The sequence below is a fragment of the Flavobacterium magnesitis genome (assembly GCF_041729735.1).
GTDB lineage: Bacteria > Bacteroidota > Bacteroidia > Flavobacteriales > Flavobacteriaceae > Flavobacterium > Flavobacterium magnesitis.
Window position 1 is genome coordinate 1 of record NZ_JBCFQK010000009.1, and the last position, 12,089, is coordinate 12,089.

General features: G+C 34.8%; 11 protein-coding genes and 2 tRNA genes. 4 read left to right on the plus strand and 9 right to left on the minus strand.

The window, feature by feature from the left end; translation table 11 throughout:
- Positions 1-50: 50 nt before the first annotated feature.
- Both era and AAGV33_RS07770 read right to left on the minus strand, forming a co-directional pair.
- Positions 51-932: a GTPase Era gene (era, locus tag AAGV33_RS07765; RefSeq protein ID WP_373391403.1), complete on the minus strand. Its 882-nt coding sequence runs from the start codon at positions 930-932 to the stop codon at positions 51-53.
- 348 nt (positions 933-1,280) lie between these two features.
- Positions 1,281-1,475 carry a hypothetical protein gene (locus AAGV33_RS07770; RefSeq protein ID WP_373391404.1) on the minus strand — a complete coding sequence of 65 codons (195 nt, stop codon included), beginning with the start codon at positions 1,473-1,475 and terminating at the stop codon, positions 1,281-1,283.
- 334 nt (positions 1,476-1,809) lie between these two features.
- Here AAGV33_RS07770 and AAGV33_RS07775 point away from each other — a divergent pair.
- From AAGV33_RS07775 to AAGV33_RS07785, 3 genes are all read left to right on the plus strand, one after another.
- Positions 1,810-1,882: transfer RNA gene (locus tag AAGV33_RS07775), tRNA-Met, on the plus strand.
- Positions 1,883-1,917: 35 nt separating this feature from the next.
- A tRNA-Met gene (locus tag AAGV33_RS07780) sits at positions 1,918-1,990 on the plus strand.
- Between the two features lie 665 nt (positions 1,991-2,655).
- Positions 2,656-3,492, plus strand: coding sequence for an endonuclease/exonuclease/phosphatase family protein (locus AAGV33_RS07785; protein ID WP_373391405.1), 837 nt, complete (start codon positions 2,656-2,658; stop codon positions 3,490-3,492).
- Positions 3,493-3,777: 285 nt separating this feature from the next.
- Here AAGV33_RS07785 and AAGV33_RS07790 read toward each other — a convergent pair whose 3' ends face one another.
- Both AAGV33_RS07790 and AAGV33_RS07795 read right to left on the minus strand, forming a co-directional pair.
- Positions 3,778-4,752, minus strand: a complete 975-nt coding sequence (locus tag AAGV33_RS07790) for a GH39 family glycosyl hydrolase (RefSeq protein WP_373391490.1) — start codon at positions 4,750-4,752, stop codon at positions 3,778-3,780.
- Positions 4,697-5,461: a GH39 family glycosyl hydrolase gene (locus AAGV33_RS07795; RefSeq protein WP_373391406.1), complete on the minus strand. Its 765-nt coding sequence runs from the start codon at positions 5,459-5,461 to the stop codon at positions 4,697-4,699. Before AAGV33_RS07795 ends, AAGV33_RS07790 begins: the two co-directional genes overlap by 56 nt.
- 341 nt (positions 5,462-5,802) lie before the next feature.
- Here AAGV33_RS07795 and AAGV33_RS07800 point away from each other — a divergent pair, with 341 nt between their 5' ends.
- Entirely contained in the window at positions 5,803-6,393 is a 591-nt protein-coding gene (locus tag AAGV33_RS07800; RefSeq protein WP_373391407.1) for a helix-turn-helix domain-containing protein, read from the plus strand.
- A gap of 229 nt (positions 6,394-6,622) precedes the next feature.
- Here AAGV33_RS07800 and AAGV33_RS07805 read toward each other — a convergent pair whose 3' ends face one another.
- The 5 genes from AAGV33_RS07805 to AAGV33_RS07825 form a co-directional block, all read right to left on the minus strand.
- On the minus strand, positions 6,623-7,609 hold the full coding sequence (locus AAGV33_RS07805; RefSeq protein WP_373391408.1) for a pectinesterase family protein: 987 nt from the start codon (positions 7,607-7,609) through the stop codon (positions 6,623-6,625).
- Between the two features lie 15 nt (positions 7,610-7,624).
- Positions 7,625-8,434: a rhamnogalacturonan acetylesterase gene (locus AAGV33_RS07810; protein ID WP_373391409.1), complete on the minus strand. Its 810-nt coding sequence runs from the start codon at positions 8,432-8,434 to the stop codon at positions 7,625-7,627.
- A 2-nt stretch (positions 8,435-8,436) separates the two neighbouring features.
- The gene (locus AAGV33_RS07815) at positions 8,437-9,426 is read right to left on the minus strand and encodes an alpha/beta hydrolase fold domain-containing protein (protein ID WP_373391410.1); all 990 of its coding nucleotides are present in this window, start codon (positions 9,424-9,426) and stop codon (positions 8,437-8,439) included.
- A 9-nt stretch (positions 9,427-9,435) separates the two neighbouring features.
- A complete protein-coding gene (locus tag AAGV33_RS07820; RefSeq protein ID WP_373391411.1) occupies positions 9,436-10,440 on the minus strand; it encodes an alpha/beta hydrolase fold domain-containing protein in 1,005 nt (334 codons plus the stop codon).
- Between the two features lie 106 nt (positions 10,441-10,546).
- The gene (locus AAGV33_RS07825; protein WP_373391412.1) at positions 10,547-12,082 is read right to left on the minus strand and encodes a RagB/SusD family nutrient uptake outer membrane protein; all 1,536 of its coding nucleotides are present in this window, start codon (positions 12,080-12,082) and stop codon (positions 10,547-10,549) included.
- Positions 12,083-12,089 lie beyond the last annotated feature (7 nt).

A 12,089-nucleotide genomic window follows, 5' to 3' on the forward strand; every position in this document is an offset into this window, starting at 1 on the left:
GGGCATTCGGATTTTAATTTCGTTCTGTACGGACAGCTCGCGAGCTGTCCCTATTGATTATACCCAAAACGCTTCAACATATTAGCGTTGCTTCTCCAGTTTTTATTCACTTTCACCACCAGCTCGATGTGAATTTGTTTTCCGAAGAATTTCTCTAAATCGGCACGAGCCTCAGTACCTACTTTTTTCAAAGCAGCTCCTTTGTGACCAATGATAATTCCTTTTTGCGTCTCTCTTTCTACCATAATAATAGAACGAATACGGATAATATTTTCGTCTTCAAAAAATTCTTCTGTAACAATTTCCACTGCATACGGAATCTCTTTGCTGTAGTTCAACAAGATTTTCTCACGAATGGTTTCGTTTACAAAAAAACGTTCTGGTTTATCCGTCAGTTGATCTTTTGGATAATAGGCTGGTGATTCTGGCAATAAGGAAATGATTCTTTGGAAAACTTCCGGCACATTAAAATTCTGCAAAGCCGAAATTGGAAAAATTTCTGCATTTGGTACTTTCTCTGTCCAGAAAGCTACTTGTTCCTCTAATTGTTCCTGATTTGAATTGTCAATTTTGTTTAACAACAGCAAAACAGGAATTTTAGAATGGATAATTTTATTAAAAAAAGCTTCGTCTTTTAAGTCCTGCTCTCCTATTTCGACCATGTAAATCAAAATATCAGCATCTTCAAAAGCCGATTTTACAAAGTTCATCATCGACTCCTGCATTTCGTAAGCCGGTTTGATGATTCCTGGAGTATCCGATAAAATCAATTGAAAATCGTCACCATTTACAATTCCCAGAATACGGTGACGGGTTGTTTGTGCTTTTGAAGTAATGATTGATAATCTTTCGCCAACGAAAGCGTTCATCAAGGTGGATTTCCCAACGTTTGGATTTCCAATGATATTTACAAAACCTGCTTTATGTGTCATAATGTGTGTAATTTGAATCAAGTGAAGTGTCGATTTTTACCCGATAATTTGAATTCGGTTTAATTTCGAATTCATAAAAAAACCTCAATGCGGTACTGAGGTCAACTCCTTTATTTCTTGATGTTTCGGGCACAAAGGTACGATGGAATCCAATAGCTTCCATAAGAATTACTTACTTTTTTACAAACTCTGAAAACCTAGAAACTGATTTCTAGGTTTTTACACCCAAAAAACGACTGTTTTGATTTTGAAACTATTCTATTTTGCAAAAAAAAGACAGCCTCTAAAAAGACAGCCTCTAAACTATACTACCAAAAAAATAATTTTTGTTTTTTTGTTTAACCAATATTAAGCTTCATCTTTTGTATTACGAACCAGACTAACGCCCGTCATAAAAATTATAAAACCAAGTACCCCGTAAACGGTAAGTAAAATTGCTTCATTTACATCTCCAGATTTTTTTATAAAAACCACAGTTGTACAAATAAGACCAGCTATTCCAAGAATGGTGAGCAAAGCTCCAAAAGTTCTTTTTAAACTCATAACGTTTAATTTAATGGTTGTTTTATAAGACAACTTACTAAAGAATTTGTTTTACAATCATAAAAACCTAGAAAATTATCTTGTCCTTTTTCTGCTTTTTTATCCTGAAAATTTTGAATTTATTTTCAAATAATAGCCTAACAAAGATGTTTCAAAATACTTTAAAAAACATTATATAATTATTTTGAAGTGTTATATTATTTACATCCTTTAGAATACCTGATAATTTAATTATACAACTATAACTAAATCAATAGAATGGGCTTGAGACGAGATTTTTTTAGAATAGGTATTGGATATGTCGAATTTATATGTATCTTTGCACCCGAAACATCGCGGGATAGAGCAGTAGGCAGCTCGTCGGGCTCATAACCCGAAGGTCACAGGTTCGAGTCCTGTTCCCGCTACTAAGGTAGCCTTATTGAGATTACAAAACGCACATCGCGGGATAGAGCAGTAGGCAGCTCGTCGGGCTCATAACCCGAAGGTCACAGGTTCGAGTCCTGTTCCCGCTACTAGAAAGCTTCAGAGAAATCTGGAGCTTTTTTTATGGAATAAAACTAAAAAAACTCACATCAACCACTCCAGAATACTAAAAAATTCTTCATAGAGATATGTAGGGTTCAATACTAAATGTTGTGGAGAAACATAAAAAATACGCTCTAATTATTTTTACCGCAGAGAACGCAAAGATTTTTATCTAAGAATGGCTTCTAAAAGCACAAAGTTCGCAAAGCTAAGACAATACAAAGCTTTGCGAACTTTGGCTTTTTATAAAAGCTAAGGGTAAAACTTAGCGTTCTCTGCGGTAATTTTTTTTCTAAGTCCACAGGTTTTTGTGTTGATTCATATCTAGTTTGTCAAGTCATCACCCACCTTAACCTATAAGAGCCTGTTTAAATTTATTTAAAAAAAAGAAAATTTCTTTTTCCCCGTCCCTAAAGGGTGGAAAATTTCTTAAAAATTCATCAAAATTACACCCTTTAGGGATAGGGGAAATTAATTTTGATGAATTTTAAACAGGCTCTTATTAAAAAAAATCTTTTCCCTATTCCTAAAAGGAAAATTTCTTAAAATAAAATTTAACAAAAGCATCATACACATAAGGAATAGAATTTAGAAAGCAGTTTATAGCTTTGCAAAAACCTAAAATTCACCAACAATAATTAATTTACCATCAATGAAAAATAAAATAATAGCATTAGTATTATTATTGTTCATAGTACAAATTAAGGCTCAAAACTTAAAAGTAATGACTTATAATATTCGTCTCGACGTGGCTTCTGATGGAGAAAACAGTTGGTCTCATCGCAAAGATTACTTTAATTCTCAAATTCAGTTTTACGAACCAGATGTGTTTGGAATTCAAGAAGCGACCCCAAATCAGGTTATTGATATTGCCACAGCACTTCCTGAATATAATTATGTGGGAATAGGACGAGAAGAAGAAGGAAAGGGAGAATCTTCAAATATATTTTATAAAAAAGAACATTTAAAAATACATAGTAGTGCTACTTTTTGGCTTTCCGAAACACCAAATAAAATTTCCAGAGGCTGGGATGCTGCATGCAATCGGGTATGTACGTATGCATTGTTTGAAGATCAAAAAAACAAACAAATGTTTTGGGTTTTTAATACGCATTTAGACCACATGGGAGAAGAAGCCAGAACAAAGGGAATTGAGTTAATTCTACATAAAATGAAAGAGTTAAACACAAAAAATTATCCTGTTATTTTTATGGGTGATTTTAATTTGGAACCTAGTTCAGAAAGGATTATTGCCTTAAAAAAAGTAATGAATGATACTAGAGATTTTTCAGAAAATAAACCTTTTGGACCTTCGGGTACGTTTAATAATTTTAAGCATAATGAGCCTGTAACACTATTATTAGATTATATTTTCATCTCGCAACAAAACACATTTAAAGTGAAAAAATTTGCAGTATTGAGTGATTCGAAAGACTTAAAATACCCTTCAGATCATCTACCGGTTTACACTGAATTAAGTTATAAGTAGACCCTGTTTAAAATTCATCAAAATTAATTTCCCCAAACCCTAAAGGGTGTAATTTTGATGAATTTTTAAGAAATTTTCCACCCTTTAGGGACGGGGAAAAAGAAAATTTATAAAAATAAATAAATTTAAACAGGCTCTTAATATTCAAATTTAATTCGTTAAAATCATTAATAAATAAATCCAATAAAACATACTGTTAGAACTACTAAAAAAAGCTCCAGATTACTCTGAAGCTTTTTTACTATACGGGCAAGATTTGATTTCGTATAAATTATTGTAGGTTGATTACCAATCTAATTTCACTAAGGCTACCGCCTGACGTTCTAATTGTACAGGCAAAATAGTTTTACCCGAAGTTATTTTTATTTTCTTTGTCGAAATACTCTTTAATTTCCCCGATTCTTCTAATGTATTTATTTGCTGCGGCGTAGGATTTTGAGGCGAACCCATTTTTTTCCAAACCTCATACGAATTACTATTTTCCTTGTCGATTATATAAACGGTAAGATTTACCTTTTTTACAGGAATATTTTCAATAGTTACATTTGCCGTTTCAGTTACTCCTGGTTTATCATCATCATGGTAATTCCAAACCATTATCGCCGCTGATTTTTTATCTTTAGTTGCCAAAACGCCAATATCGGACTGCGCTCCACGAACACTCGATTTAATTACTTCTTCCAAAGGATACATACGATTGCTTTCTGCCGCTAGACGAGTACCAGTCATCATACCAAACATTCTAAAAACATTCAGAACTGGTTTATCGACGCCATTGGTAGCCAAATCTCTAAAGCCATAAAACCACGGCTGATTTTCAAATTCAAATGACCAGGATACGGCTCCAAGAAAATTAGCCTTTGTTTTGTCTGCCAATAAATACTTCCTGGCAAAACTTGCTGCGGTATAGCTGGAATACATGGTTCCGTTTCGATACGCATTTTCTGGATTTGTAGCCATTCCACAAGCCGCACAACCTTCCGGATCAGACTCGCCTATTATCAGCGGTAGCTCTTTGGTTTCTGGATAAGACATCGCCATGTTGAATCCTGTTTGAATATCATTCAGTTGTGGTGCCATATTCATTCTTACAGCGCCATCCACTAATTTCGGTGAACCTTTAGCATGAAAAAGTATGGCATCCATTGGCGAACCTATTTTACCTGTAGCATAATTAGTTCCGCTGATGCAATGTTTTATAAAATCATTGGTCCATTTCCTGAGCTCCTTTGCTTCGTGTTCCTGCGATATTGATACCACCAATTTTTGCTGTAGGCAAGGCTCTTTTTAAACCATCGGCAGCATAATCATACAATTTATAGAATTCTTCGCGGGTTCCTTTCCAGTAGTGTCCGTTTGGTTCGTTCCAAACTTCCCAATACCAGCTTTCCACTTCTTTTTGACCATAGCGCTCTACGGAATGTTTAACCCATTCGTACACCAGATTACGCCATTTATCATAATCCTTTGGCGGATAAGCCCAACCCGTAATAATATCAGTGTAAGGATCACCAGGTTTCCAGTAATGACGGTAAGGTGTAGGATGTGTAGAAAGCGCTTCGGGCATAAAGCCTATTTGTGCCAAGGGTTTCATCCCACGCGAAACATAAGTATCAAAAATACTATCTACAATTCTCCAGTTGTAAATAGGATTACCATTAGCATCTTCGGTATAAGCATTTGTTGACCCCCATTTTAGAGCCGCAACCCCATCACCACTCACTAGCAAACTATGCGCTCGCACATAAACCGGCACGGGACTTAATTCGGCAATTTCGCTAAGGAGTTTTTTTCCATCTTTCATATAGGTATAATTAGGCTCATCGTAGCCAAACCATGCCCATACGGGTTTCATAGGTCCAATTTCTTTGGTAAGATCTACCTTAATTTCAGGATTTTGAGCGTGCAATGTTGCTGCTGCATATAAGCTCAAAATAACAGACAGGCAACGTTTTAGTGGTTTATACATAGGTTGGTTTATTGCTTACGGAATTTCCGTAAAGTTTACAACTATACAATAGGTTTACTATTGTTCAACAAAGTTGATAAAAAATAATTAGATATCATTATAATCAGTATCTTTATTTTCGAATTTAATTTTTGGCGCAAAAAATAGTTAGCTTCGACAATTATAAAATTTAATTGTCCTTTATTTGTGGCAAAAATGAGTTTAGAGACTGTTTAAAATTCATCAAAATTAATTTCCCCAACCCCTAAAGGGTATAATTTCGATGAATTTTAAGAATTTATTCACCTTTTAAAAACTAGAAAAAAGAAATTTCTTTTTAAACAGAAAATTAGACAAACTATTTGAATACTGGCATTTTGGAAAACGAAAAAGCACAAACTAAAGTCAACACAGACAACAATCTTGAAGTAGGCGAAAGAATACGCCTATTGCGTATCAATCAAAAACGCACTTTACAGGAAGTGGCAGACAGCTGCGACTTATCTAAAAGCATGATTTCTAAGATCGAAAACAACAAAACCATACCATCAGTAGCTACTTTGGTAAAAATTGCTTCAACATTAGGCACTACTATATCGGGTTTATTAGAACAGGACGGATGGAATAAAGCTATTGTTACCAGCCGTAAAGAAGCGGTTGAAAAATTGGTTAAAACCGAAAAAGGCTATTTGATATTTCCTTATGCATCCGAATACCACCAAAAAAAGATGCAACCTTTTTTATTTGTTGCCCGAAAAGGCGAAGTTATTCCACACCAATTATCACACGATGGAGAAGAGTTTGTTTTTGTGGTAGAAGGCGAAATGAGAATGCAAGTTGGCGATACCGAATATATTCTAAAAACAGGTGACAGTCTGTACTTTAACGCCTTACAAAAACACGGAATTATTCCCATAACTGATGAAGTTAGCTATATTGATATTTTTGTTTGATTATTGAATTTAAATAATCAGAATGAAATAATGTCGTTTTTTTAACCACATAAGTCATATAAGTTTTTTTGTCTTTTTCTAAGTATCTTCTTTAATAACAAATTAGACCATATAAGGCATGGCGGTGTTTTATATGACAATAAATTATTCTTATTAGTTATCTTTAGTAATCAAAAAAACAGCCGCAAAATTGATCCTGTGGCTGTTTTTAGTTTTAAAAATTAGCAAACTACAATTCGTACCATTCTTTTTCAGAGGATTTTGAATTGCTTCCTAAAATATTTTTAAGCGTGTATCTTTCGGCTTCTGATTTTTTTAATTGATGTGTCCACGATGCTCTTTCTTTTGGTTTAAAGCCTTCGCCTGTACATTCATATTCTGCAAAAAAAGTAGTTTTTTCATTGTCTGAATCCCCCCAATTATCCCATGCTTGCGGAGCTATTTGTTTAGGCAATTCACATTTTATAAATACTGATTTTGCCCAGGCTCTCCACGGACGTCCAAGATACATTTTGTCTACTTCATTAGTCACACTAACTTTACAATCTATAAAAACGAAACCAAATTCTTTGTCTTTTGGCGTATTTGGAGCTGTAATATAAGAATTGGCTTTGCACAAAAGTGTACAATTTTTAAAAACAGCGGTTGCTGGTCCAAAAATAAAATCAGTAGTTCCTTCGATATGACAGTCTACAAAATATTGTCTTGCATATTCGCCTCCATGATAGATGGTATCCTGATTTCCTAAGAATTTACAATTCTTAAAAACAGCTTTATCAGCATCAACATACAAAGCAACTGCCTGTCCTACTCTGCCGGCAGCATTTTCGAAAGTAATATTCTCCGCTTTGAATCGGTTTCCGGAAATTTTCACGGTATAAGAATCAAAAGTTCCCATTTTCCCCCTGCCCGAATAATCGTTAAAACTAATGATAGTTTTATCAACGCTTTCACCAATAAAAGTTACATCGGTATTATTAGCCGACAATTCTATCTTTTCATTGTAAACTCCATTTTTAATATACAAAATAATTGGAGCTAAAGGAAATTTTCGCATCGCATCTATGGCATCCTGAATGTATTTGAATTCGCCGCTACCGTCTTTAGCAACAGTAAATTGGTATTTGTATTTTTCAGGATTTGATGTTTGTGCAAAAAAGAATTGGGTAGTAAATAGAAAAAATAAAATGTATTTTAGTCTGATTGTATTTTTCATAGAAAACAGTTTTTATTAATTTTTAATCGTAGCGTTTATTTCTTTCATCCCTTCAAAAACAAGTCGGGCTACCTCAATTGCTCCTTTGGTTTGAAAATGGGTATTGTCTTTTTGTCCGTCTGGATAAGCTTCGTATTTGCCTGCCGGGAAATTCATAAAATAATTTTCAGTAACAAAAGACTCTCCTTTTTTAGTAAAGAAATCCATTGACTTTTTATTCAAATCGATGCATTTCACGTTCAATTCTTGTGCCACATCCTTTGCTGCCTGATCGTACAATCCGTGAACATTTTGAAGTTTTCCATCTTTCCAAGGATAATTTCTAGCCACTGGAGTTAAGATAATTGGAACAGCTCCTTTTGATCTGGTTTGGCTGACAAATAATCTTAAAAACTCTTTATAGCCTTCAATAGTAACATACCTTTCGGTCATGTTTTCGGCAGCATCGTTGTGTCCAAATTGCATCAAAACCAAATCATCTTTTTTAAGATTTTCATATACTGCCCGCCATCTTCCTTCCTGAAAAAATGTTCGTGTACTGCGACCGCCACGAGCCCGGTCATCTACAAAAGCACTGTCTGTTTTAATTAATTTATTCACTTTTTGCAGACTATCTTTCACTAAATATTGCTGAAAAACCTGTCCCCATCCTGTAACCGGATATCTGGTTTTCATATACTCTTTGCCTGGCTCATAATTATTAGCATAATCTGCCATAGTCGAATCGCCAACTAAATAAACTGTTACGTGCTTTTTTTGTACACCGAAAGCCATTATACAACTAGCTATCACACAAACTGCAGGAATTATAAATTTTATTCTCATATTTATTTATTAAAAACTTTAATTAAAAAATTATTGATGTAATTCACTGTGGGATCAACCCAGGGATTAAACAACCAGAATGTATGGAGCTGGATGTCAAACTTGTACACTTCGGTATATATTCCCCAATCTTTCATCATTCCAATTAACTCATCCTGACCAGCATGAAATCTTGGAAAACCGCTATTGACAAACAAGATTGGACATGATTTTTCATTAGCCCAAAAAATGGGAGAAGCATCTTTCCAAATTTCTGGTTTTTCATAAAAAGTGCCTCCCAGCCATTGTACATCTGGTGAATCTGGACCTCGTTTTAGATTAAGGGACAAAGGTGCCATAAAATCGACTACTCCATCCAAATCTACGATAGCTTGTATGTCACTCGAAAAACCTAAATTCCCCTGATTTCCTTCCTTGGCTTCTACTCCGTTTGTGAGTCCAACTAGTAAAGCCAATTGTCCACCGGCAGAACAACCTGAAATAGCAATTTTATTGGGATCAATTCCATACTTATCTGCATTGGCACGTACCCATCTCACTGCCGATTTGATATTAAAAACTGCTGCTGGATATTGGGCTTCCTGCAACAATTGGTATTCCACACAAACGGTTACAATTCCTTTGGCTGCTAATTTTTGAGCCATTGGTACTTGTAATGCTTTATCTCCCGCTCTCCATCCTCCGCCATGAACCATGATTAAAGCAGGATATTTTCCTTTTTTCTTTGGCGAAAACACATCAACATGCAAATCTCGATCTCCAAAAGGAGTGTCTTTTAATGTGGTATAAACCAAATTCCTGCTTTCATTTACATTTTCTGGTAATACATCTTTGGCGGGTGTTATTTGCGGAAAATTTTTCAGGTATTTTTTGTATTCATTTTTTATCGTAAAAGAGGTGTCTTTTGGAATCTTAATTATATTCTGTTGTGCTTTTGCATAAAAAGAAACAAAAAGAATCACGCAAAATACATTTTTAAAAAAGGGCTTCATATTGAAATTTTATTTATTAAACACTTTAGTCAAAAAATGGTCTATATATTGAATTGTGGGATCAAACCAAGGTTCATACAAACAAAATGAATGCGGCGCTCCTTCAAATTCTTTCACTTCCGAATAGATTCCGTTTTTATCTAAAACCTGGATATAATCTTCCCGACCTGCATGCATCCAGGGTACAGCACTATTGACAAAAAGCGTGGGCGGTGTTTGAGCACTTACATAACTTAGCGGAGATGCGGCTTCCCATAATTTTGGATTTTCTGCTTTCGAATAACCAAACCAATAAGTTCCTGCTGAAATTCCTTTGCTATCATCACCTTCTCTACCATCCGGATGTACAAAAGATAAAGTTCCATCAATATCTACGACTGCATTGGCATTCGATTTTGCTTCTAAATTACATGAAGTTCCTTCAAATAATGGCATATTTCCCGTTGTTCCCATAAAAGAAGCCATTTCGCCTCCGGCAGAAAAACCTAAAACAGTAATTTTATTTGGATCAAAATTATAAGCTGTGGCATTTTCCCGAACCCAACGAATCACTGCTTTTATATCATAAATAGCTGCCGGAAAAAGTGCTTCGGTAGAAAGACGGTATTCTGGTGTAAAACACACATAACCCAAACTGTCTAATTTTTGCGCCATAGGATAATGCTGTTCTCGACTTCCTGTACGCCAGCCACCACCGTGAATAATGATGATTGCTATTCGTTTCGAATTTGCTTTTTCTGTATTGTAAAAAGCATCGAGATTCAATTTCCGTTTCTCTGTTTCACAATAAGTAATATTGCGCTTTTCTTTAACCGAATTAAAATGAAACTCCGGAACAATCTTGATCGACGGATGCAATTTTACATCATATTTAAAAGCACTTTTAGTAGAATAAGAAGTATCTCTAACTCCTGTTACTCCTTTATAAGATTGACTAAAACTATTGCCCAGAGATAGTACTGAAACAAAAATTAAAGCCAATTTAAATCTAATTGTTACATTGGTAAAAGACATAATACTCATATTGATTCTAAAAAAATTAAGAAAAAAACCCATGTATTTTTAGAAAAAATCTAGTCTTACATGGGTTTAACCAACTATTTATTAACCAATTTATTTTTTAATTTGCTGGGTATCCATCATTTTGGTTTAACTTTGGATTTGCTGTTCGCTGTTCAGTAGGTATTGGATATAAACCTCTAAAAGTAGCTGTTGGAGTCGTTTTGAATGCCCAGGTTCCTGTAAAATAAGTACCAAAACGAATCATATCTCTTCTACGATGTCCTTCCCAAATCAATTCTCTTGCTCTTTCGTCTTCAATATTTTTCAGTGTTAAACTGGTAAGAAGCGAAGCCTCACTTCTATCTCTTACTTGATTCACTAAATTCAGTGGTGTATCAGCTATTGTTGTTGTCCCACCTCTAAATAAGGCTTCGGCTTTGATTAACAAAATATCAGCATAACGCATTAAAACCAAATCATTATCTCCATTAAAACCTGACCAGGAAGTACCTACAGGAGTATATTTCAATACTTTGTACCCTTCATTATCCTCAGCACTTACTAAATCCTGTACTGCAATTATATTCAATTGTGTTCCATTTGGATAAGCCAAAGGTGTCACACCGTCTAAATAAAACTGTGGTCCATGTTGAATTAATGTCTTACGAATGTCCTGATTTTGATATCGATCCAAAGCTTCCTGATATGTACTGTATCCATTAGCAGGCGTAAAAGGCAAATTGTATTTTAATTTATCCAAGCCGTTTTGCGTGTACAAAATAAACTGATTGTTTCCCGCATTCTGTGCTGGTGCAATGGAGAAAGAGGAAATTATTTCTGTTGAATTCTGCTCATTAGTCGACTTGAAATTATCTACTACCGCTGCTTCCAATGAATATTTATTTGTACCAATAATTTTATCACACATGGCTGCTGCTTCAGTCCATTTAGGAGTTCCCGTATATACTTCAGCATTCAAATACATGGTCGCCAAAGCACCATAAATAGCTTCTTTTGTAAACCTTGGATAATAACTTGCTTTATTTACATCAGTAATTGAAGGTAAATCTTCGATAGCTGCTAACATTTCTGTTTCGATAAAAGCAAATATTTCAGCTCTGGGAGTCGTTCCTGGCAAATTATTAGGATCAATTCTTGCTACAGTAACTAATGGTACATTTCCCCAAAAATCCATTGCATAAAAATAACCATAAGCACGTAATGCTTTTACCTCAGCAATTAATCCTTTTAGATTAGCACTATTAGGAGAAGCCTGCAAACTTTCTAAAACAGCATTAGCCGTTCCAATTTCCTGAAAAATATTTTTCCAGGCTCTTCCACAGGTAGCATTTTCTGGTGTTACCGTATGCGTTATAATTTCAATTTGGTTTTGGTCAAACCATCCACCGCTCGCTCTTCCTGGAACTATGAACTCATCGGTTCCAAATTCGGCTATACGCCAAGGATCACCAATATGAGCTACTTGCGATAAAGATTGGTACACTCCCACTACAGAAGAAAGGGCTTCTGCTTCATTGTTGTAATAAGTATCAGGTGATAAACTCCCGAATGTTTCTTCGTCCAAATTAGTGCATCCTGGTAAAAGTGAAACAACAAATGAACACCAAATTAATTTGATTATATATTTTTTCATAATAGTA

What these genes read in the sequence shown, in the direction of transcription:
- AAGV33_RS07810 (WP_373391409.1), bottom strand. Translation starts at nt 8,434, where the DNA reads ATGAGAATAAAATTTATAATTCCTGCAGTTTGTGTGATAGCTAGTTGT.
- AAGV33_RS07795 (WP_373391406.1), bottom strand. Translation starts at nt 5,461, where the DNA reads ATGTATAAACCACTAAAACGTTGCCTGTCTGTTATTTTGAGCTTATAT.
- era (WP_373391403.1), bottom strand. Translation starts at nt 932, where the DNA reads ATGACACATAAAGCAGGTTTTGTAAATATCATTGGAAATCCAAACGTT.
- AAGV33_RS07820 (WP_373391411.1), bottom strand. Translation starts at nt 10,440, where the DNA reads ATGTCTTTTACCAATGTAACAATTAGATTTAAATTGGCTTTAATTTTT.
- AAGV33_RS07825 (WP_373391412.1), bottom strand. Translation starts at nt 12,082, where the DNA reads ATGAAAAAATATATAATCAAATTAATTTGGTGTTCATTTGTTGTTTCA.
- AAGV33_RS07815 (WP_373391410.1), bottom strand. Translation starts at nt 9,426, where the DNA reads ATGAAGCCCTTTTTTAAAAATGTATTTTGCGTGATTCTTTTTGTTTCT.
- AAGV33_RS07770 (WP_373391404.1), bottom strand. Translation starts at nt 1,475, where the DNA reads ATGAGTTTAAAAAGAACTTTTGGAGCTTTGCTCACCATTCTTGGAATA.
- AAGV33_RS07805 (WP_373391408.1), bottom strand. Translation starts at nt 7,609, where the DNA reads ATGAAAAATACAATCAGACTAAAATACATTTTATTTTTTCTATTTACT.
- AAGV33_RS07785 (WP_373391405.1), top strand. Translation starts at nt 2,656, where the DNA reads ATGAAAAATAAAATAATAGCATTAGTATTATTATTGTTCATAGTACAA.